Below are 20,634 nucleotides of genomic sequence, written 5' to 3'. Positions count from 1 at the left end.
GTGCCCCTTCCACGTGGGATCTCCACATTCGCGTCGCGACACTAGAGCGAGAAGTGGGCCGAAAACGGATTGCTGCAGTGCTTGTTATCTATCCGTGACGGCTCGGTTGTCACCCGGTCAGTCCGGGAGGACACGGTCAGATGGCACCACCGGTGAGGAAGTGGGCGACCAGCCAGCCGAGCCCGAGGACGAGGGCCAGCCGGCGCAGCTGCCAGCCGAGGGGCTTGCCGCGAATGGCGAAGACGTTCCAGACGAGCTCGGAGAGCGTGTCGCCCGGCTGCCGGTTGAGCACGGCGGGCATTTCGATGGCGAAGAACATCAGGATCCAGAAGATCCACGCGGCGAGATAGGGGGACATGTGACGCTTTCTCTGGCGAGGACGAACTACTTCTTTCCGGTAATACCCGGTAAGAATGATCGCTAGACAGCGTCAAGCAGGGTGCACACGGGGTGCACGCGGGGTGCACGCGGGCGTCAGGTGGGCGGGGTCAGGGCGATGCCGTCGTCCCAGGGGGCCAGGCGCTCGAAGAATCGCTCGTCGTGCCAGCGTCCGTCCACGTGGATGTGGCGGCGGGCCGTCCCCACTGCCGTGAAGCCGTTCCGCTCCAGGACGCGCTGGGACGCATGGTTGTCGACCCTCGTGAACGCCTCGACGCGATGAAGGCCGAGGCCGTCGAACGCCACGTCCAGCGCCTGCCTGACCGCCTCGGTCGCGACACCGCGTCCGGCTCGCGCGCGCGCAACCCAGTACCCCACGAAGCAGGTCTGCAGTGGGCCGCGCAGGACGTTGTTGAGCGTGATCCGTCCGGCGACTGCACCGTCCAGCAGGATGACGCCCGGCCACATGTCCCCCGTCGCGTACGCCTCGACCAGGGCGTGCAGGTTGTCGCGCTGCCCGTCGACGGTGAAGTACGAGTCGTCGCGTGCGGGCTCCCAGGGGCGCAGGTATTCGCGGTTCGCCTCGTAAAGGGCGGCGAGCGCCTCCGCGTCCGCCATCTGGACGACGCGGAGCCGCACTCCCGGCTGGAGGCGGTCGTCCAGCGGGGGCGGGGGGCCGGCGAGGGCAGTCATGCCGTGGGCGCCGTGTAGCGTCCGATGAACTCCCGTTCCTCCGCTGTGAAGCGGCGCAGCCGGTGCGTCTCCGGGTCGAACGCGACGAGCGTCGAGGTGGCCTCGGCGTACACGTTCGCGTCGTCCCGCACCTCGTAGGCCAGCGTGAACGACGCGGCGCGGGCCTCGGTCACCCACGTCTCCACCCGGATCGGGTAGACGGTCGGCAGCAGCGGCTGCCGGTAGTCGATCTCGTGCCGCGAGATCACCATGCCGCGGACCGGCTTCTCCCCCTTGCGGACCGGGTCGCCGTGGAACATCTCCAGCCGCGCGTCCTCCAGGTAGCCGAGGAACTTGACGTTGTTCACATGGCCCTGGGAGTCGATGTCGCCGAACCGGATGTGGAACTCGTAGACGTGCCGGAACTCGGCCGCGGGCAGGTCGTTCTGCTGCATGTCCTCGCCTGGGGGTACGGGGAACCTGTCCGGCTCGATGTTACCGGCAGTAGGTTCCCCGGCCCCGGCCCCTCCCCCAGGGGCCGCCCGTCACTGGACCGGCGCGAACGGGTCGGCCAGCGCTCCCGACGGGGTCGCGGACGCCGCCGCGCGGACCAGGTCGACGAAGTCCTCCAGGCACGACATGCATTGCGCCGCGTGCCGGCTGAGCTCCTGGATCTCCTCGTCGGTGAGCACGCCGTTCGCCGGGACGAAGTCGCGGACGCGCGCGCAGCGGTCCGCGTCGGGCTCGGACTCCGGCTGCCGGCGCTCCGGGAACCGCTGCCTGCGCGTGAACGCGGCCAGCATCTCGTCGATCCGGTCGGCGGCCTCCGTGTAGCCCGCCGCGTAGGCCTCCGCGTACGCCTGCGCGGCCTCGGTGATCAGGTGCAGCTCCTCCCGCTGGACGCTGTAGGGACCGGTCGCCGCGCACCGGTCGGCGAGCAGGTCGAGCGTCCGGCCGAGGCGGAGCGCGGCGTCCGCGTGATCGCTCCGGGCCGCGACCCGGTACCAGCGGGCCGCCTCGCCCAGGTTCCCGTCGGCGTCGTGGCGGCGTCCCAGCGCGTAGGCGGCCCGGTCCAGGTCCAGGGAGTCGACGAACGCCGCGTGGCGCGCGCCGGCGATGTCGTCGAACCGCTGCCGCCGGAACTCCTCCTCCAGCCGCGCGAAGCCGACCGCGAACTCGGCCTCGGGCATCCGGGCGATGGCGGACGCGGCGGCGTCCAGGACGGCGTCCAGGTTCATCTCCGGCCTTCCATCTCGACCGCCGCCGGCTCGCGGAGCAGCAGCTCCTCCAGCCGCCTGCGCGCCCGGTACACGTGGGTCTTCGCCGAGCCCTCGCTGATGTCGAGGATCCGGGCGACCTCCGGCATCGGGAACTCCAGCAGGCAGTGCAGCGCGACGGCCTCCCGCTGGCGGCGCGGCAGGCTCCGGACGGCGTCCATCAGGTCGAGCCGGCCGTCCGTGCCCCGCGCACCGGCGCTCGGCGGCCCGGCGCCCCCGCGCGTGATCATGTCGTCGAGGGACGTGCACTGCTCGCGCGCCTTCGCCTGCCAGCGCCGCAACATGGTCGTTGCGACCCGGAACAGCCAGGCGCCCGGCTTGTCGTAGGTGACGAGCTCGTCCCATCGGCGCCGCGCGGCGAGCATGCTCTCCTGCGCGATGTCCTCGACCCAGCGGCCGTCGGACGTCTGAGACCGCAGGTAGCCGGTGATGCGCGGCATCCAGTGGCGGTAGAACACCGGGAACGACGACAGCGTCTCGCGGTCGGCCCGGTCAGCCCGGTCAGCGGGGTCGGCGGGGTCGGCGTTCACCGCGCCGCTCCCCAGCCGGTGGACGTGACGACCACGGCGACCTCCCACGACAGCGACTCGAACACGGGGACTCCTCGGGTATCCGCGTGATGCTGAGAGCGACTTCCGCCCCAGCAGTGTTACGCACATAACTGCCGCCAGAGGTCACAAACGTTGACATCCATCTCAAATAACCTCACCACCTGCACCGATATCGGAGCGTGATCGGCACATCAATGACCGCCAGGTCATACCGACCCGGGCCTCCGAACGTCCCAACCTGCATTGATGTCCGATGTCAGAGACACGACCGAATTGGAAAATTCGTTCCACCTCCGGACCCACCAGAATGATCCACCATCCGGCACGCCCAAAAGCCATCACGAGGCCGCACCACCTCAAGAAACCCGAAGACCGGTCTATATGCGCGACCCAAATGCCCGATTACGCAGCACCGTCCCTCTAGTCCAGTGCGTCATGGCTGGCCGGCGCTCAGCATCACCGACCTGAAGCAGCCCAGACCGATGGAATGCGTCCACTGGCGGGATGCGCCCCATGGCGGGATGCGTCCCATAGCGCAGGTCACCCCAAGGCCAGTATTCACTGGCCTCGGGGTGTTAAGCGGCGGCCTTGGGTGGGAGGCGGCGCGGTATCAGTCGCGGGTGAGCTTGCGGTGGGTGACGCGGTGCGGGCGGGCGGCGTCGGCGCCCAGGCGCTCGATCTTGTTCTTCTCGTAGTCGGCGAAGTTGCCCTCGAACCAGAACCAGTTCGAGCCCTCTTCCCACGCGAGGATGTGCGTGGCGATGCGGTCCAGGAACCACCGGTCGTGCGACGTGATCACGGCGCAGCCGGGGAACTCCAGCAGCGCGTTCTCCAGGCTGGACAGGGTCTCGGTGTCGAGGTCGTTGGTCGGCTCGTCCAGGAGCAGGACGTTGCCGCCCAGCTTGAGCGTCAGCGCCAGGTTCAGGCGGTTGCGCTCGCCACCGGACAGGACGCCCGACGGCTTCTGCTGGTCGGGCCCCTTGAACCCGAACGCCGCGACGTAGGCGCGGGACGGCATCTCGACCTGGCCGACGTTGATGTGGTCGAGACCGTCCGAGACGACCTGCCACACCGTCTTCTTCGGGTCGATGCCGCCGCGCCCCTGGTCGACGTAGGACACGTTGACGGTCTCACCGAGCCGCAGCTCGCCGCCGTCCGGCTGCTCCTCGCCGATGATCATGCGGAAGAGCGTGGTCTTGCCGACGCCGTTCGGGCCGATGACGCCGACGATGCCGTTCGGCGGCAGGTTGAACGACAGGTCGTCCATCAGGACCCGGTCGTCGAAGCCCTTGGTCAGCTTGTCCGCGACGATCACCGTGTTGCCCAGGCGCGGACCCGGCGGGATCTGGATCTCCTCGAAGTCCAGCTTGCGGGTCTTCGCGGCCTCCGCGGCCATCTCCTCGTACCGCTCCAGACGGGCCTTGCTCTTCGTCTGCCGCGCCTTCGGATTCGACCGGACCCACTCCAGCTCGTCCTGGAGGCGCTTCTTGCGCTTGGCGTCCTTGTTGCCCTCGACCTTCAGCCGATCGGCCTTCTTCTCCAGGTAGACGGAGTAGTTGCCCTCGTAGGGGTAGCAGCGGCCCCGGTCGAGCTCCAGGATCCACGTGGCGACGTTGTCGAGGAAGTACCGGTCGTGGGTGACGGCCAGGACGGTGCCCTCGTACTTGGCGAGGAACTGCTCCAGCCACTGGACGCTCTCAGCGTCGAGATGGTTGGTGGGCTCGTCCAGCAGCAGCAGGTCAGGGGCCTCGAGCAGCAGCTTGCACAGCGCGACGCGCCGCCGCTCACCACCCGACAGGTTCGTCACCTCGGCGTCGCCGGGCGGGCAGCGCAGCGCGTCCATCGCCTGCTCGAGCTGGCTGTCGAGATCCCACGCGTTGCGGTGGTCGAGCTGCTCCTGGAGCTTGCCCATCTCCTCCATCAGCTCGTCGGAGTAGTCCGTCGCCATCTTCTCGGCGATCTCGTTGAACCGGTCGACCATCGCCTTGGTCTCGGCGACGCCCTCCTGCACGTTCCCGAGGACGGTCTTCTCCTCGTTCAGCGGCGGCTCCTGCTGCAGCATGCCGACGGTGAACCCCGGCATGAGGCGCGCGTCCCCGTTGGACGGCTGTTCCAGACCGGCCATCATGCGCAGCAGCGTCGACTTACCGGTGCCGTTCGGTCCCAGGACACCGATCTTCGCGCCTGGAAGGAAGTGCAGGGTGACGTCGTCCAGGACAACCTTGTCGCCATGTGCCTTGCGCACACGCTGCATCGTGTAGATGTACTCGGCCATATCCTCAAGCCTAGAGGGTCCCGGAAGGTGTTCCTTGCAGTGTTCACCTCCTCCGAGTCTCCTCAGCCGACCGGCCCGACGGGACACCGCCCCGCCAGAGCCCCAAGACCCGCGGAACACACCACATACACCCGAACTTCAAAGCCCCAAGCCACACCACTTGAACCATCCAGACCTCCACAAGGGCACGGCCGCAACATGCCGACGCCCAGCGCTCATAGAGCGCTAGGCCACGAACCTCCCGGCCCGCCGAGAGCTAGTCAGCCCCAGACGCGCGGGAATGCCGGGCGCGAGGGGTGCCGAACGCACCGACGTACCCGCGGCGGGAGTACCGAACGCGTGAGAGGTCCCGGACGCCGGGAGTACCGAACGCGCGGGGATGCCGAACGCGCGGGGATGCCGGACGTGTCGGGGTTGTGGGCGGAGTTGGTGGGATTGGGGGGTGGGTTGTTCGGGTTAGGCGGCGGGGGCGCTGGGGCCTTCGAGGGCTGGGAGGCAAACGCGGTCGCGGCCGGACGACTTGGCGCGGTACAGGGCCAGGTCGGCGGCGGCCAGGAGTTCCAGGAGGTCCTCGCCGTGAGTGCGGAAGAGCGCGACGCCCACGGACACGGTGACCGTCACCGTTCCTTCTTCGGCGGGGACGGCCAGGCGGCGCACCCGCCCCCGGAGGCGTTCGGCGACGCGGCACGCTTCGACGGTGTCAGCGCCGGGCAACAAGACCACGAATTCCTCACCGCCGAAGCGGCCCACGACGTCGTAGTCGCGCAGCTGGTGGCAGAGCGTGCTGGCCACACCCACCAGTACCTGGTCGCCCATCAGGTGCCCGTGGGTGTCGTTGACCCGTTTGAAGTGGTCGATGTCGATCAGCAGGAGCGCCACGGCGTCGTGGGTCCGCTGCGCGCGCGACAGCTCGGTGTCGGCCTCCCGCTGCCATGCCGCCGCGTTCAGCAGCCCGGTCTTGGCGTCCGTCCGCGCGGCCGCTTGGAGCTGCTGATGCATGAGGCTGCGCTGGAGCAGGACGACCGGCGGCAGCGCCAGGATCAGCAGGCCCAGCGACAGGGCGCTCGTGATCGCCACGAGCATGCCGACGCAGAGTTCCACCACGTCCAGGAGCAGGCTCTCGCGCGTCCACAAGACGTCCCGCCAGCGGCTCTCGGGGTTGGCCGCGTGCGCCGCGACCGCGACGATCGCCGTGTTCACGACGGTGAACAACGCCGCGCATCCCACTGCGGCCGGGATGCCCGGGTATGCGTCGACGAGCCATTGCGGCGCCCCCTCCAGCGGTTCGGGGACCACCAGGTGGAACACCATGGACGCGCACGCCCCGGCGATCCCGTGCGCCGCCGCGACGAGTGCCCGCCGGTAGATCAGCGTCCGGCGCACCCGGAACTGCAGCAGCGCCTGCAGCGGGACCGGGATTAGCAGCACGTACACCGGCGGCAGTAGCAGCGCGACCGGCAGCCACCACGCCGACAGCAGGTCGCGCGCGACTCCGGCCGGCATGCCGAGCCGCCGCGTCGCCTCGATGCACACCGCACCGCACGCCAGGAGTGCGGCGAACGTCGTCAGGTCGTCGGCTCGGAGCGGCGTGCTGGCCAGCCCCGCGGCGGTCAGCCCGAGATGGACGGCCACCACCACCGGCACATAGATCACGAGCAGGGACGGACGCCCCAGTAGCGCTCGGCGCCTGGGCCTGCGAGGCAGCTCCCCACCACGGTCCTCGGCGGACGACTGCACTGCCGTCATCCTTCCCCCTTACGCGCATCACGTTGTGTAACACGATAGTTGCAACGTGTGCGGAAGGGGCGTGAAACAGGTACGTTCGGGAACGCACGTGCGGGTGACCGTTCGGATCACCACGCATCGGGGCCCGCGGACTCGCGGCCCCAGGCACATCCTGAGGGGGATACCACCATGCGCGGCGTTTCCTGGATCTGACCAGGCCGCGGAACCCGAGGGTGCGGGGGCGCCGACCGACGCCGACTGCATCAGTCGCCCACGCCCCCGCCCCCCGGACCCCCAGAACACCCGCCGAGGCCCGAAAGCCTCCCCGAGGCCCCCGCTCCCCCGGCCGCTGACGCCGCGGCACAGACCACCGCGTCCTCGAAGGCGCAAGCCAGGCCCCCGACACCCCTACCCCGGAACACCACGGCCCAGGACCTGCACTCCTTGGACACCGAACCTCTGGAAAGCGCGTCCCCGACACCGCGCTCCCGGTCACCACGTCCCGGCCCGTCTCCGGACACCGCATCCTGGACGAGGCACGTCCGGTCACCGCCTCGCCGGACGCTGCACCTAGGGACACCGCGTCCCACCGGACCGCGCTCCTGGAAACTGCACCCTGGGGAAGCGCGTTGCCAGACGCCGGACCAACGGACGCCGCATCCCCAAGCACTGCCCCTCCCGGACACCGCATCCTGGGCCCATCTCCGGGCACCGCATTTCGGACGTCGCGCGTCCGGGCATCGCCTCGCCGGGCGCTGCACCTCGGGACACCACGCCCCTGGACGCCGCACTCCTGGACAGCGCGTCCTCAGACACCGCGGTCAGGCGGCTTTGGGTTCTTCTTCTGTGGGGGCGGTCAGGGCCCATTCGTCGGCGGTGTCGCGGGCCAGTTGGAGGTCTTCTTCGTTGAGGGGGCCGCCGCGCTGGATGGGGCGGAAGTCGGCTGTGCCGCGGACCAGGTCGGGGCCGAGGGTGGTGGCCTCGACCTCGGCGGAGAAGCGCCATTGGCCGTCGCGCTCGTACTGGCGGATGCGCAGGCGGCCCGTGACCAGTACCGGGGTGCCGCGCTGGAACTCGGACGCGTTGACGTTGTCGGCCAGGTTCCGCCAGCAGTTGACGGTCAGGAACAGCGGCTCGATGTCCTGCCATTGGCCGGTCTGCCGGTCGTAGCGGCGGGGCGTGCAGCCGACCCTGAGCGACAGGAACGGCGTGCCGTTGGCGGTGACGGCGTAGCGGGGCTCTGCTGCGACCCAGCCGGTGATGGTGATGTGCGCCTCGTTCATCGCGGTCCTCCGTTGTCTCGCGTATGAGTCAACGGTGGCGCAACGGGTGCCGGCAGCAGGTGCGGGAGCGGAATTGTGGATAACTCAGCCGCGGCCCAGCGCTATGTCCACGTCCTGGCGGAAGCGGGCGTAGAGCTGGAGGTCCTGCTCGATGGGCACGATCACCTTCTCGTGCGCGACGCGTTCGATGCCTAGGCGCATGTGGTGCTCCATCTTGTCGCCGTGTTTGGCGGACGAGAGGGCGACCAGGTTGCGGCAGGCCGATGACGTGAGCCAGCCCATGCCCAGCGTGCATACGACCAGGACGGCGACGTAGGGGATGAGGCCTGCTTCTCCCACTAGGCCGCCGGGGTCTTCGCCGCCGACGTCCAGCAGGCCGTAGGCGACCAGGAGGCCGATCCACACGACGCTGAGGGCGGCGACCAGCACCAGGAAGAACTGCCACGTCTTGACCAGCCACCACCAGCGCGGGACCTGGTTGAAGGTGGGCAGGGCGTCCTTGAGCGATTCGCCGAGGGCCTCGGGGATCTCGGTCGCGTGGGAGCGGGCGGCGGCGCGGACGGAGCGTCCCCAGTGGGCGGGGAGTTCCGGGGTGATGCCTTCGGTGACGCCTTGGAGGGCGGTGTCCACGTCGCCCTGCTGGGCGCCGATCGGGCCGGTGAAGGCGCCGCGGAGTTCCTCGCGCAGTTCGGTGAGGCGCATCCGGCGCAGGGGGTCTGAGCGGAGGCGGGCGATGATGGCGGTGACGGGCCAGCCGACGAAGTCGGCGGCGCGCAGCTCGTAGGCGCTCTCCATGGCCTCGGCGACGGCGGGCGCGCCCGCGGCGTCGGTGAGGGCCTGGACGAGGTCGCCGCGGCGGCCGTCGTCGACCGTGGTGGGCGGCTCGGTGTCGGCGCGGTAGCCGACGAAGCGTTCGGCGGCCCGGTCGACGTCGGCGGACAGGCGCTCGGTGCGGGCGCGGCGGGCCGCGACGGTGTCGACGAGGATGTCCCGGAAGCCGTAGACGCCGTCGTCGGCGATGGCGGAGGTCGTCACGATGCGGGGGTCGGCGAGACCCTCGGCCTCCAGGAGGCGGCGCAGGTCGGCGACGCAGTCGTCGATCTCGTGCGGGGCGAGCCGGTCGACCTGGTTGAGGACGATGAGGGTGACGCCGGCGTGCCGCGCGAACGGGACGATGTAGTTGCGGTGCAGGGCGGCGTCGGCGTACTTCTGCGGGTCGACGACCCAGACCAGGAGGTCGGCGATGGCGACGAACCGGTCGACCTCGGCGCGGTGCATCGCCTGGATGGAGTCGTGGTCGGGCAGGTCGATCAGGACGAGCCCCTGCAGCGTGGCGTCGGCGCGTTCCAGGTCGAGGGCGCTGGCGCGGGCGTAGCGGTGGCGCTTGTCGACGTCCAGCCAGTCGAGGAGGGGGCCGGCGCCGTCCAGGCCCCAGACGCAGGCGTGGGCCTGGGACGTCATCGGACGCCGCATCCCGGTCGGCGAGAGTTCAAGCCCGCAGATGGCGTTGAACAGGGACGACTTGCCGCTGCCCGTGCCGCCGGCGAGGGCCACGACGGTGTGCTCGCCGGACAGCCGGAGCCGCTGCCCGGCCCGGTCGAGGAGCGCCCCGGCCTCGGTCAGGACGGGCTGGTCGAGCCGTCCGTCGCCCGCGCGGACGAGCCGGTCGAGGCCGTTGAGGCGGTCGGTCAGGCTGGGCGGTCCGGCGGGAGCGGCGGCGCCGGGGGCGGCCGCGTCGGGGAGCGGGAGCCCGCCCGGCGGCGAGTTCGTGGGGATGGCCGAGGTGGTCATCGGGCGACCTCGAGGTTGTAGGTGGCCTGGTACAGCTGGACGGGGACGGTCTCGTCCGGGATGCCGGCGGAGTCGAGCACCTGCTCGAACCGGATGGACTCCTCGTCGAACAGCATCCCGATGCGGCTGCGCAGGTCGGCGCGGGCCTTGGCGCCCATGCCGCGCAGCGACTCGGCGCCGAACAGCGCCTTCAGCAGCCGCTGCGGGACGGCGCTGTTGCCGCCCTCGACGGCCACGTCGGACGTGCCGTACCCGAGCAGGCCGATCATCAGGACGAGGGAGACCGCCTCGGTGTCGAACGACACCAGCTTCGCGACCGAGCGCTTGGTGACGCCCTCGGTGCGGATCAGCTCCTGGACGTGGTCCTGCCAGGAGCTGACGGCCCGGGTGACGCGGCGCGACAGCTCCGGGGAGACGTGCGCGAGCTCGGCGTCCGCCGCGGCGAGGACCTGCCGTCCGGCCGGGTGGTCGCGCCAGCGGGCGATGACCTGCTCGGCGCCGTGCTCGGCGGACGCCATGATCAGCGATTCGAGGCCGCTGCGCAGCGCCGCCTTGAGCGCGCGGACGCGGGCCGGGCTGCGGCCCCGCCGCCGCGCGGACCGGCCGCGCCGGGACCGCTGCATGTGCAGCGAGCGCAGCAGGTCGCCGGTGCCGGCGAAGTCCTGCCAGCGGGCGAGGACCTCGCCGCGCAGCAGGGAGCCGTTGCGGGTGGCCTCGTCGAGTTCGGCGAGCGCGGTGCCGTACCCGGCCCCGACCTCGGCGGCCAGCTCGGTGCGCTGCTCGACCTGCGCCTCGACCTGGCGGGCGAGCTCGGGGACGCGGGTGCGGAAGCTGTCGAGGACGGCGGCGAGGGTGTCGCTGATGACGATCTCGCGGTCCTCGGCGTCCTCGGCGACGCCGGTGAGCCAGGCGCGCAGGTCCTCGACGGTCTCCTCGGGGAGGCGGCTGTCCTCGACGCGGGTCTCGGGGACGGTGAAGCGGCGCGCGTCGCCGACCTCGTTCTCGTCCAGCATCTCGCCGAAGTGCTCGACGATCTCGGCGCCCTGCGGCCCGGCGCCCTGCGGGACCCGGGACAGCACGACGCCGATCGTGGCGCCGTTCTCCTTGGCGCGCTGGAGCATCTGCCACACCTGCGCGTCGGCGTACCGGGCGGCGGTGGTGACGCACAGCCAGAGGTCGGCGGCGGACATCAGCTTGGTGGCGAACTCGTAGTGGTCCTCGAAGACGGAGTCGAAGTCGGGGCTGTCGAGGAGGGCGAGGCCGGGCGGGAGGACGTCGCTGGTGATGATGACCAGCTGGTCACCGGCGATGGCGTCGGGGGCCGGGCCGCGGACGCGTCCCATGCCCGGCAGCAGCGGGCCCTCCAGGAACCACTGCGCGTGGTCGGGGTGGCAGACGAGGATCGGGCTGCTGGTGGTCGGGCGCAGCACGCCGGTGGCGCTCACGCGGGCCCCGACGAGCGTGTTGACCAGCGTGGACTTGCCCGCGCCCGTGGAACCGCCGAGGACCACGAGCATGGGTGCGCCGGCCGCCTGGATGCGCGGGAGGACGTAGTCCTGGAGCTGGTCGCGCAGTTCGTCGCGGGCCTCGCGGGCGTCCTGGACGCCGGGCACGTCCAGCAGGAAGTTGAACGCGCCGAGCTGGTCGCGCAGGCCGGTGACGGCTCTGGTCAGCTCGCCCTGGCGCACCGTGTTGGGGGTTGGCCTTGCGGCGCGTCGGCGTCCGACGCCCCTGGGCTTGTCGTCCTTGGCGCGCTGCGCGTCCTTGTCAGCGTCTTTGCCGGTGTCCTTGTCAGCGCCCTTGTTCGTTTGTGGCTGTTTGGCGGGCTCGTCGTCCTTGGCGGGCGCCGTTTGCCGGTTGGACGGGGCGTCGGTGTCGGATTTCGCGTGCTTGCCTGGGCGCGTGCTCCTTGCTGCCCGCGCGCCCGCGCGGGAATTGCCCGCCTGCGCTCGTTTGCTGGACGGCGCGTCCTCGGCAGGCTCCTCGCCTGACTCTGCTCCCGGATCGCCGTCCGCTTGGGCGTCCTTGCCACGGCGGGCGTAGCGGCCTCGCCTGGTATCCCTGGGCGGCGACGTCTCCTTGAGGGGCGACGTCTCCTTGAGAGGTGACGTCTCCTTGGGGGGCTGCGCGTTCGGGGGTTCGGCCGTTTCGGCGTCCGCCGCGTGGTCGGCGTCCCCGGCGCTCTCGGCCTCTCCGGCGCCTTCGGCCTCTCCCGCGGCAGGACGATCTTCACCGGACGTTCGCCGACCCGTCTCGTCCTCGCCGTCCGCCCGGCCCTCGGGGCGGGCGGGCTCGTCGCGCTGGTCCGGCGCGGGCGCGGCGTCCTTCCCGGGGGCCGCGGAGTCCTCGACCCCGCGTCCCGGGCCGGCGCCGGCCTCCTCGTCGTGGACCGCGCTCTGCTCTGCCGGGGGTGTCACGGATCCCGTCCCATGTCCGCTCGAATCATGTCGATCTCTCGTGCCACGTTGACCACGTCGCCCACGACCACGATCGCCGGGGGCCGGACCGCGCCGGCGGCCATCGCTTCGGCAACCGTGTCCAGGGTCGCCGTCAGCGACCGCTGGCCGGGGAGGGTGCCGTCCTGGATCACGGCGACCGGCGTGTCGGACGATCGACCATAGCGCATGAGGGCGGCCGCGATCAGCGTCATCCGTTCGACGGCCATGAGCAGGACGATCGTGCCGCTCCCCCGGCCCAGCGCGGCCCAGTCGACGGCCGAGTCGGGATGCCCGGGAGGGACGTGCGCGGAGACGACGTGGAACTCCTGCGCGACGCCCCGGTGGGTGACCGGGATGCCCGCGGCGGACGGGACGGCGACGGCGCTGGTGATGCCGGGCACGACCGTGACGGGCACTCCGTGCCGGGCGCAGTGGAGCGCCTCCTCGCCGCCGCGGCCGAACACGAACGGGTCGCCGCCCTTGAGCCGGACGACGAAGCGCCCCTGCTTGGCGTGCTCGACCAGGTACTCGTTGATGCGGTCCTGCGTGACCGTCCGGCCGTAGGGGATCTTGGCGGCGTCGATCACCTCGACGTCGGGGGCCAGCTCGTCCAGGAGGCCGCCGGGGGCGAGCCGGTCGGTGACGACGACGTCCGCCATCGCGAGGAGCTGCCGGCCGCGGACGGTGATCAGCCCGGGGTCGCCGGGACCGCCGCCGACGAGGGCGACGCCGGCGGGCTTGCGCCGGGAGTGCCGGGATTCGAGGGCGCCCGCGCGGAGGCCGTCCACCACGGCGTCGCGGATGCCGGCGGCGCGCCGCGGGTCGCCGCCGAGCAGGACGCCGACGGTCGCGTCGCCCGCGTGGCCGCTCGCGGGCGTCCAGGCGGGCGAGGACTCGGCGTCGTCGGCCCGGACGGCCCAGGTCCGCGCGTCCTCCGCCTCCGCGACCACGTCCGCGTTGACCTTGGCGTCGTCGGTGACGGCCTGGACCAGCCACGCGTCCGCGCAGTCGCCGCTCCGGAAGCCCCGCCGATGCCAGGTGATCTTCCCGCGCTCCGCGAGGCCCTCCAGGGAGGGGGTGACCTGCGGGGAGACCAGGACCACGTCGGCGCCCGCGTCCAGCAGCGCGGGCACGCGGCGCTGGGCGACCCGGCCCCCGCCGACGACGAGGACGCGCCGGCCGCCGAGTCGCAGTCCTAGCAGGTACGGGGGCACGTGGTGATTCTCTCGATCGGATGTGCGGTTCAGCTGGCGGACTCCTGGTGACTGACAAGTCTCTTTGTGGAACAAAGGTACTCGGGTTCAGCAGTGCATGGAGAGGGCCTCCGTCCAGTCGATAGCCGAAGGTGACTCATTCCGTGATCGTTTAGTTACGGGTCCCGGCGTCCTTGCCGCTGACGCCGGCGGAGTCGAAGGTGGCGACCTCGTGCAGGACCCGCACCGAGCCCTGGACCAGCGGCAATGCCAGCAGGGCGCCCGTTCCCTCGCCCAGCCTGAGCTCCAGGTCGACGAGGGGGCGCAGGCCCAGCGCGTCGATGGCGGCGGCGTGGCCCGGCTCGGCCGAGCGGTGTCCGGCCACGCAGGCGCCGACCGCGTCGGGGCAGAGGGCGGCGGCCGCGAGGGCGGCGGCTCCGGCGATCACCCCGTCGAGGACGACGGGGACGCGCAGGGCCGCCGCGCCGAGGACGAACCCGGCGATCGCGGCATGTTCGAAGCCCCCGACGGCCGCGAGCACGTCCAGCGGCGTGGCGTCGTCGTCGGGGAGGCCGTGGCGCGCGAGGGCGGTCCGGACGATCTCGACCTTGCGGGCGTGGGTGGCGTCGTCGATGCCGGTCCCCCGGCCGGTGACCCGCTCGGGCGGCTGGCCCGTGAACGCGGCGATCAGCGCGGCGGACGCGGTGGTGTTGGCGATCCCCATGTCCCCGGTGATCAGGCAGCCCGTCCCGCCCGTGACGAGGTCGCGGGCGACGTCGATGCCGGCGGTGACGGCGCGGCGGGCCTCGTCCATGGTCATCGCGGGGCCGAGCGTCATGTCGGCGGTGCCGTGCGCGATCTTGCGCTGGAGCAGGCCGGGAGCGGGGTCCAGGTCGGCGGCCACGCCGACGTCGACGACGCTGACCTCGGCGCCGACCTGGGCGGCGAAGGCGTTGACGACGGCGCCCCCGGCGAGGAAGTTGGCCACCATCTGCGCGGTGACCTCCTGCTGCCACGGGGTGACGCCCTGCGCGTGGACGCCGTGGTCGGCGGCGAACACGGCGACGGCGGCGGGCTCGGGCAGCGGCGGCGGGCACCGTCCGGCCAGCCCGGCGAGCTTGACCGACAGCTCCTCCAGGACGCCGAGGGACCCGGGCGGCTTGGTGAGGCGGGCCTGGTGGTCGCGGGCGTCCCGCATGGCGACCTCGTCCAGCGGCCTGATGGCGGCGACGGTCTCCTCGATCAGGTTCACGGTGTCCTCTCTTAGATGCCGGGGTCGCCTAGACGCCGGGTTCGCCTAGACGCCGGGTTCGTCTAGATGCCGAGTTCGCCGAGCACGTCTAGGAGGGCGTCGTTGGACGTCCGGTCGCGCACGGCGATACGCAGCCAGTCGGTGCCGAGCCCTGGGAAAGTGTCTCCCCGCCTTACGGCGTAGCCACGCTGCCTTAGCAATGCTCTGATGCCAAGCGCGTCGGGCACGCGCAGGCACAGGAAGGACGCGCGCGCTTCTGGGACGACATAGAGCCCGCGTGCGGTGAGTTCCCCGGCCAGCCTGTCGCGTTCGGCGGCGAGCGCGGCGGCCCACGCTTCGGCTTCGGCGACGGCCTCCGGGGCGGAGCACGCCTCGATGGCGACGAGCGCGGGCGTGGACACCGCCCAGAGCGGCTGCGCTTCGGCCAGCCGTCCGATCAGGTGGGGATCGGCCAGGACGTATCCGGCGCGCAGCCCGGCGAGGCCCCAGGTCTTGGTGAGGGATCTGATGACGGCGACGCCGGCGGGCAGCTTGCTGGCGAGGGTCTCGGGCTCGCCGGGGACGCAGTCCATGAACGCCTCGTCGACGACGACCGTCCGGCCGGGGGCGGCGAGCGCGGCGATGGCGCCGGACGGGTGCAGCACGGACGTCGGGTTCGTCGGGTTGCCGATCACGACGAGGTCGGCGTCGTCCGGGATCAATGGCCCTTGCCGGGGGGCCTGGGGGGTCGTCCCCCCAGACGGGAACGCGGGGTCGAGGGTGAAGTCCTTGCCGAGGATCACTCGTTCCACGGTGTGGCCGGCGGCCCGCAGCGCGGCTTCGGGCTCGGTGAACTGCGGGTGCACGACGACCGCCTTGCGCGGCGCGAGGACCCGCGCCAGCAGGACGAACGCCTCCGCCGCACCGGCCGTGAGCAGCACCTCGTCGACGGCTCTGCCGTGCCGGCGCGCGACCGCGCGGCGGGCCGGACGCGGGTCGGGGTAGGCGGCGAGGTCCGCGACGGACGCGCGGAGCCGCTCGGCCAGCCACGCCGGGGGCATGCCCGTCCGGACGTTGACGGCGAAGTCGGCGAGCCCGTCGCCGACCTCCGCGTCCCCGTGATGCCGCAGGTCGACGTCCCGGTGGGCGGGCTGGAGGCCGGTCGGGAGGTCGGCCGGCCCGATCATGGACGTCCCGTCTCGGCGTACAGCAGCGCGTTGACGGCCGCGGCGGCGACCACGATCGGCGCCCCGGCGCGCAGCGCGTCCCAGCCGCGTTCGAGGGAGTCCTCGCTGGTCACCAGGTCCACGGCGTACTCCAGGTCGGCGGTCGCGTGGATCATCCGCTCGGTGACGGCCCGCCACAGCGGCGGCATCGGGGACAGGTCGACGCGGGACCGCAGGATCTCGTACGACCGGATCTCGATCGGATGGGGCTGGCGGACGGTCAACTGCGCCTCCTGCGTCGCTTCCAGGACGGATACCAGGGTTACACGGCTTGCGAGGCGTTTCGTCCTCGATGTCTGGCCTGGGGCGTCCTATTCGGCGGGGTCGGCGGGCAGGGCGGAGATGGTCTCTATCGGGCGGATGCTCTGGGACGAGCGCCGCCCCCACGACTGGACGTCCCGTTCACCCCACACGACGATCACGGCGGCGTCGGACGCCTCCGGCCCCGCGCCCAATGGGGTCGACCGGAGCTGGACGGCCTCCGCGGTGAAGCCGTGCTCGGTCAGCGTGTCCATCATCTCGGCCGCGGCCTCGGCGTCGCCCTCCGCCGACGCGGAGGACGCGACGGCGACGAGCCGGGACGGCCGGAGCGCGGCGCACGTCCGGACGGCCTCCAGCCCGGCCGGACCGGCGAATCCGGGTCCGATGAACACGGCGTCGGGCTCGGGCAGGTGACCGGCCGTGGACCGCACGTCCCCGGACGCCATCGCGACCTTCACCCCGTGCAGCCGGACGTTCTCCCGAATCCGCTCGCAGGTCGGGTAGTCGCGGTCGACGGCGACGACGGCCGCGCCGAACCGCGCGCACTCGATGCCGACCGAGCCGTCGCCGGACTCCACGTCCCACACCATGTCGCCGACCCGCGGGCCGAGCTTGGCCAGGACGAAGGCGCGGACGTCCGGCCGGGGACCGCCTTCTCCGCCGAAGGCGTCCGCGGGCAGCGCCCATCCGGCGGGCCCTGGCGCGGCCCCTGAAATCCAGGTCGTCTCGCCTAGCGCGTGCCGGTTGTCCAGGACGAGCACCACATCGGGTTCGCTCCATGGACGAGTAGTGGCCTCTGCCGGACGGACGTACACGACCCGCTCCCGAGGCCCGTCGAGGTCCTCGCAGACGACGAACGACCGCGGGGTCACGGGGAACAGCGCGCGCGCCAGTTCCGCTGGGCCCGCACCCGGCCCGGTCAGCACCGCCACCTTGGGGTGGGCTCGGCAGGCGTTGACGGCTTGTCTCAGGTGTCCGTCGCGGGCGGAGACGACGAGTGCGTCCTCCCAGGGCAGTCCCGCTTGGGCGAAGGCCCGCGCCACCATGGGCGCGGACGGCAGTACGTCTGGGGCATGCCCCTGTTGGAGCAGCATCCGGAGGATTCCGAAGTAGCCGGGATCGCCGTCCACGACGAGCACGACGTCCTGGTCTGTGACATCTACGCCCCGCAACGCCTCTGCCAGATCTTCGGTCGCGACCTTCTGGGCCCCGGGCGCCAGGGGCAGATCTTCCAGGCGGCCGGGCTCCCCGACCACCAGCGCAGCGCTTTCCAGGGCCGCCCGGGCCGCCTCGCTAAGCGGTGATCCGTTGCGGCCGACGACCGTCAGCATCGTCTACCCCGCCAACTGCCTACCGGGCCATTCGCCCGTACATGCCGACCATGCGCTCGCCTTCCGGGTCGACCATGACCACCTGCGCGGCGACCGGGCTGCCGGCGGCCGGGCTGCCGGCGGCCGGGCTGCTAGCGGCCTCGGCGGTCTCGGCGGCGAGACGTTCCAGTTCACCGGCGGTCCTGCGGCACAGTTCCCGGCCGCACGGCCCGAGGATGCCCGCGGCCTCCCACCGGTCGTAGGCGTCCCGCAGCGTCGGCGCCTCGGCCACGGCGGCGGCCAGCGCGGCGTCCCCGCCCATGTCGCGGGTGATCGACTCCAGCACGCCCGCGACGCCCCACACGCCGCCGAGGAAGCGGGCCTGCTCGTCCATCCCGGCGACCAGGACGACCTGCGTGAGCTCCGCCTTGACCGCCTCCTTGAACGCCGCGCGCAGCCGCGTCGGGCCGGGCTCGCCGGGCGCCCCGGCGGGGACGAAGCGCGCGTCCGGCAGCCCCGGCAGCATCCGGCGGGCCGCCTCGCGTGCGCCGTCGCCGTAGAGCACGAGCGTCCTGTCCGCGTCGATCAACCGGGCCGTCCCTCCTCGTCCTGGGCGTCGAGCCTCTCGAAGGCGCCGCCGGAGCGCCGCCGCGGCGCGCCGGTGACCCCGGATTCGACCCGCGACCCGGGCGGCGGCGGGTCGGTCGCGATCCGGCTGAAGACGACCATGTCCCGGTTGGCGCCGTCCTCGCGTTCCCCGCCCCGCGCGACGCCCTCGCGCACGTACCCGCTCTTCTCCGCGACTCGGATGGACGCGTGGTTGGTGACCATGGCGCGCAGTTCGACCCGGTAGAGCCCGCAGCCGCGCAGCGCCCATTCGGAGACGAGCGCGAGGGCCTCGGTGGCGTAGCCGCGCCCGCGCACCGCCGGCCGCACCCCGTACCCGACCTCGCTGGTCAGATGCTCCCAGTTCACCTTGAACAGCCCGATGGTGCCGAGCAGGTCGCCGGTGTCCCGGCCGATGACCGCGAGGTGGATGCCCAGGCCGTAGCGCTGGAACTTGTGGACGCCCTCGCTCAGGAACCAGGCGATGGGCTCCGCCTCCAGCACGGTAGGGAAGCTGGGCGGCATGAAGTCCTCCCCGGCGCGGATCACCTCGATCAGCCCCGGAGCGTCGTCGAGGCCGAACGGCCGCAGGACGACGCGTTCACCCTCGAGCCGGACGCTTTTCTCGAAGCCGTTCACTCGCGCTCCCCTTCCCCACGGGCGTCGTCCCGGTAGGCGTCGTCCCGGCGGACGTCTTCCCGGCGGACGCCTTCCCGGCAGGCGTCGACGAACCTGCTCGCGAACCAAGGCGACCCCGCCCAATGCACATGAAGGTAGGACGCGACACAACCGCCCTGCACGAACCCCACGGGACCGGACGCGGCCCACTGCCAGGCCGCCGTGTCCCCGTGGACGGGTTCGGTGACCGTGCTGTGGAACTCATGGCCGCGTACCCGCTCGCCCGCTCGGGCGACGACCGAGTCGGCCACCGCCACCGCGGCACGATAGCCCAGTGTCAGCCGCGAGGCCATGGTCGCCTTCACTTCGTCCAAGACACCGCACATGGCGGCGCCGTCCAACTCTTGCGCGAGATAGAGGAGGCCCGCGCATTCGGCGTACACGGGACGCGACGCCTTACCGAAGGCGGACAGCTCATCGCGCAAGGGCTCGTTGGACGAAAGCTCCGCTGCGTGCATCTCGGGAAACCCTCCGCCGATGACGACGCCGCTCGTCCGTTCGGGGAGCCTCTCGTCCCGCAGCGGATCGAATCGGACGACTTCGGCGCCCGCCGCCGTCAGCAGTTCCTCGTTCTCCGCGTACCCGAAGGTGAACGCGGGGCCTCCGGCGACGGCGATCCGCGGCCGCCGCGCCGGCTTCCGGGCGGTTTCCACCGCCCCGACCGCCTCGGCCGGGTCCCAGGGGGCGGCGGTCAGCGGGGACGCGGCGCGGGCCAGGGCGAGGATCGCGTCCAGGTCGCAGGACGCGGCGATCAGCTCGCCGAGCCGCCGCACGGTCCCGACCGCGTCCACCCGCCGCTCGGCCGCCGGGACGAGCCCGAGATGCCTGGACGGCGCCGTCGCCTCGTCGTGGTGACGGAGCGCCCCCAGTACGGGCAGGCCCAGGTCTTCGACGGCGTCGCGGCACATGCGTTCGTGGCCGTCCGAGCCGAGCCGGTTGAGGATCACGCCGCCGACCCTGACCGTCCCGTAGGAACGGAAGCCGTGGACGAGCGCGGCCACGGACCGTCCGGCCGCCGCGGAGGCGTCCACCACCAGGACGACGGGCGCGTCCAGGAGGGTCGCGACGTGCGCGGTGGACGCGTAGTCACCGCCGCCGGCCGCATCGGAAGATCCCAACCCTGCGTGGCCGTCGTACAACCCCATGACGCCTTCGACGACGGCGATGTCCGCGCCGTCCGCTCCGTCCAGTGCGTCCGCGCCATGCAGGAACAGCGGGACGACCAGTTCCTCGGACGTCAGCCAAGGGTCGAGGTTCCGTCCGGGGCGTCCTGTCGCGAGCGCGTGGTAGCCGGGGTCGATGTAGTCGGGCCCGACCTTGTGCGGGGAGACCGCCAGGCCGCGGCCCGCGAACGCGGCCATCAGACCCGTCGCGACGGTCGTCTTGCCGCTTCCCGTGGAAGGCGCGGCCACCACGAGCCGCGGAACATCGAGCACGTGCGCAGAGCATACGGTGTCGACGGCGGCGATCGCGCGGGAGACGGGCGTCCGGCGCGGGCTGATCCACTACTACTTCGGACGAAGCGGGAGCTGTTCCGCAAGGTCGTCCAGGGGCTGACGGCGTCGGCCGCGCTGCAGGCCCTGGGGAGAAGGACCGGGCGAGGGGAGCGGGGCTAGGCCGTGTCTGACAAAACACCGCCGCACAGCGGCGGTGTTTTGTTTGATGGTGTGTGTGGTCCGTCGTGGTGAGTTGACCGAAGCCGCCTGGGCGGCGATTGAACCGTTGTTGCCGGTGACCGA

The 20,634-nt window shown here is 72.0% G+C and carries 18 protein-coding genes; all 18 read right to left on the bottom strand.

Translation table 11 applies throughout. The features are described from left to right. Positions 1-136 precede the first annotated feature (136 nt). Positions 137-358 (bottom strand): hypothetical protein, encoded by a 222-nt coding sequence (locus tag ACH35V_RS38100; RefSeq protein WP_395979742.1) that lies wholly within the window; start codon positions 356-358, stop codon positions 137-139. Positions 359-474: 116 nt separating this feature from the next. Continuing rightward, positions 475-1,071: a GNAT family N-acetyltransferase gene (locus ACH35V_RS38095; protein ID WP_395979741.1), complete on the bottom strand. Its 597-nt coding sequence runs from the start codon at positions 1,069-1,071 to the stop codon at positions 475-477. Continuing rightward, positions 1,068-1,505 carry an acyl-CoA thioesterase gene (locus ACH35V_RS38090; protein WP_395979740.1) on the bottom strand — a complete coding sequence of 146 codons (438 nt, stop codon included), beginning with the start codon at positions 1,503-1,505 and terminating at the stop codon, positions 1,068-1,070. Before ACH35V_RS38090 ends, ACH35V_RS38095 begins: the two co-directional genes overlap by 4 nt. A gap of 90 nt (positions 1,506-1,595) precedes the next feature. Then, positions 1,596-2,288, bottom strand: a complete 693-nt coding sequence (locus ACH35V_RS38085) for a hypothetical protein (RefSeq protein WP_395979739.1) — start codon at positions 2,286-2,288, stop codon at positions 1,596-1,598. After that, positions 2,285-2,857 (bottom strand): RNA polymerase sigma factor, encoded by a 573-nt coding sequence (locus ACH35V_RS38080; protein WP_395979738.1) that lies wholly within the window; start codon positions 2,855-2,857, stop codon positions 2,285-2,287. Before ACH35V_RS38080 ends, ACH35V_RS38085 begins: the two co-directional genes overlap by 4 nt. A 631-nt stretch (positions 2,858-3,488) precedes the next feature. Further along, entirely contained in the window at positions 3,489-5,153 is a 1,665-nt protein-coding gene (gene ettA, locus ACH35V_RS38075; RefSeq protein WP_395979737.1) for an energy-dependent translational throttle protein EttA, read from the bottom strand. A 456-nt stretch (positions 5,154-5,609) separates the two neighbouring features. After that, on the bottom strand, positions 5,610-6,899 hold the full coding sequence (locus ACH35V_RS38070) for a GGDEF domain-containing protein (protein ID WP_395979736.1): 1,290 nt from the start codon (positions 6,897-6,899) through the stop codon (positions 5,610-5,612). Positions 6,900-7,699: 800 nt separating this feature from the next. Beyond that, positions 7,700-8,161 (bottom strand): single-stranded DNA-binding protein, encoded by a 462-nt coding sequence (locus ACH35V_RS38065; protein ID WP_395979735.1) that lies wholly within the window; start codon positions 8,159-8,161, stop codon positions 7,700-7,702. 84 nt (positions 8,162-8,245) lie between these two features. After that, complete coding sequence (locus ACH35V_RS38060) at positions 8,246-9,952, bottom strand: GTPase family protein (RefSeq protein ID WP_395979734.1); 1,707 nt, start codon at positions 9,950-9,952, stop codon at positions 8,246-8,248. After that, the gene (locus ACH35V_RS38055; protein ID WP_395979733.1) at positions 9,949-12,369 is read right to left on the bottom strand and encodes an AAA family ATPase; all 2,421 of its coding nucleotides are present in this window, start codon (positions 12,367-12,369) and stop codon (positions 9,949-9,951) included. The genes ACH35V_RS38060 and ACH35V_RS38055 overlap by 4 nt, the downstream gene beginning before the upstream one ends. Beyond that, positions 12,366-13,604, bottom strand: a complete 1,239-nt coding sequence (gene cobA / locus ACH35V_RS38050) for a uroporphyrinogen-III C-methyltransferase (RefSeq protein WP_395979732.1) — start codon at positions 13,602-13,604, stop codon at positions 12,366-12,368. The genes ACH35V_RS38055 and cobA overlap by 4 nt, the downstream gene beginning before the upstream one ends. A gap of 151 nt (positions 13,605-13,755) precedes the next feature. After that, a complete protein-coding gene (gene cobT / locus ACH35V_RS38045) occupies positions 13,756-14,835 on the bottom strand; it encodes a nicotinate-nucleotide--dimethylbenzimidazole phosphoribosyltransferase (RefSeq protein WP_395979731.1) in 1,080 nt (359 codons plus the stop codon). Positions 14,836-14,897: 62 nt separating this feature from the next. Further along, the gene (gene cobC, locus ACH35V_RS38040) at positions 14,898-16,001 is read right to left on the bottom strand and encodes an Rv2231c family pyridoxal phosphate-dependent protein CobC (RefSeq protein WP_395979730.1); all 1,104 of its coding nucleotides are present in this window, start codon (positions 15,999-16,001) and stop codon (positions 14,898-14,900) included. Beyond that, on the bottom strand, positions 15,998-16,264 hold the full coding sequence (locus tag ACH35V_RS38035; RefSeq protein WP_395979729.1) for a precorrin-8X methylmutase: 267 nt from the start codon (positions 16,262-16,264) through the stop codon (positions 15,998-16,000). The genes cobC and ACH35V_RS38035 overlap by 4 nt, the downstream gene beginning before the upstream one ends. An 87-nt stretch (positions 16,265-16,351) precedes the next feature. Beyond that, entirely contained in the window at positions 16,352-17,632 is a 1,281-nt protein-coding gene (locus tag ACH35V_RS38030) for a precorrin-6Y C5,15-methyltransferase (decarboxylating) subunit CbiT (protein WP_395979728.1), read from the bottom strand. Between the two features lie 19 nt (positions 17,633-17,651). Continuing rightward, positions 17,652-18,200 (bottom strand): hypothetical protein, encoded by a 549-nt coding sequence (locus ACH35V_RS38025; protein WP_395979727.1) that lies wholly within the window; start codon positions 18,198-18,200, stop codon positions 17,652-17,654. Beyond that, positions 18,197-18,856: a GNAT family N-acetyltransferase gene (locus ACH35V_RS38020; RefSeq protein WP_395979726.1), complete on the bottom strand. Its 660-nt coding sequence runs from the start codon at positions 18,854-18,856 to the stop codon at positions 18,197-18,199. The genes ACH35V_RS38025 and ACH35V_RS38020 overlap by 4 nt, the downstream gene beginning before the upstream one ends. Beyond that, positions 18,853-20,331: a cobyrinate a,c-diamide synthase gene (locus tag ACH35V_RS38015; RefSeq protein ID WP_395979725.1), complete on the bottom strand. Its 1,479-nt coding sequence runs from the start codon at positions 20,329-20,331 to the stop codon at positions 18,853-18,855. Before ACH35V_RS38015 ends, ACH35V_RS38020 begins: the two co-directional genes overlap by 4 nt. Positions 20,332-20,634: the final 303 nt, after the last annotated feature.

Origin of the sequence: Actinomadura sp. 1N219, assembly GCF_044326405.1 — a bacterium.
GTDB lineage: Bacteria > Actinomycetota > Actinomycetes > Streptosporangiales > Streptosporangiaceae > Spirillospora.
This window is presented reverse-complemented; position numbering and strand designations above follow the sequence as displayed.

Excerpts from the sequence above, each read along its gene's own strand:
- ACH35V_RS38090 (WP_395979740.1), bottom strand. The coding sequence starts at position 1,505 with ATGCAGCAGAACGACCTGCCCGCGGCCGAGTTCCGGCACGTCTACGAG.
- ettA (WP_395979737.1), bottom strand. The coding sequence starts at position 5,153 with ATGGCCGAGTACATCTACACGATGCAGCGTGTGCGCAAGGCACATGGC.
- ACH35V_RS38060 (WP_395979734.1), bottom strand. The coding sequence starts at position 9,952 with ATGACCACCTCGGCCATCCCCACGAACTCGCCGCCGGGCGGGCTCCCG.
- ACH35V_RS38085 (WP_395979739.1), bottom strand. The coding sequence starts at position 2,288 with ATGAACCTGGACGCCGTCCTGGACGCCGCCGCGTCCGCCATCGCCCGG.
- ACH35V_RS38030 (WP_395979728.1), bottom strand. The coding sequence starts at position 17,632 with ATGCTGACGGTCGTCGGCCGCAACGGATCACCGCTTAGCGAGGCGGCC.
- ACH35V_RS38095 (WP_395979741.1), bottom strand. The coding sequence starts at position 1,071 with ATGACTGCCCTCGCCGGCCCCCCGCCCCCGCTGGACGACCGCCTCCAG.
- ACH35V_RS38100 (WP_395979742.1), bottom strand. The coding sequence starts at position 358 with ATGTCCCCCTATCTCGCCGCGTGGATCTTCTGGATCCTGATGTTCTTC.
- cobC (WP_395979730.1), bottom strand. The coding sequence starts at position 16,001 with ATGATCGGGCCGGCCGACCTCCCGACCGGCCTCCAGCCCGCCCACCGG.
- ACH35V_RS38065 (WP_395979735.1), bottom strand. The coding sequence starts at position 8,161 with ATGAACGAGGCGCACATCACCATCACCGGCTGGGTCGCAGCAGAGCCC.
- ACH35V_RS38070 (WP_395979736.1), bottom strand. The coding sequence starts at position 6,899 with ATGACGGCAGTGCAGTCGTCCGCCGAGGACCGTGGTGGGGAGCTGCCT.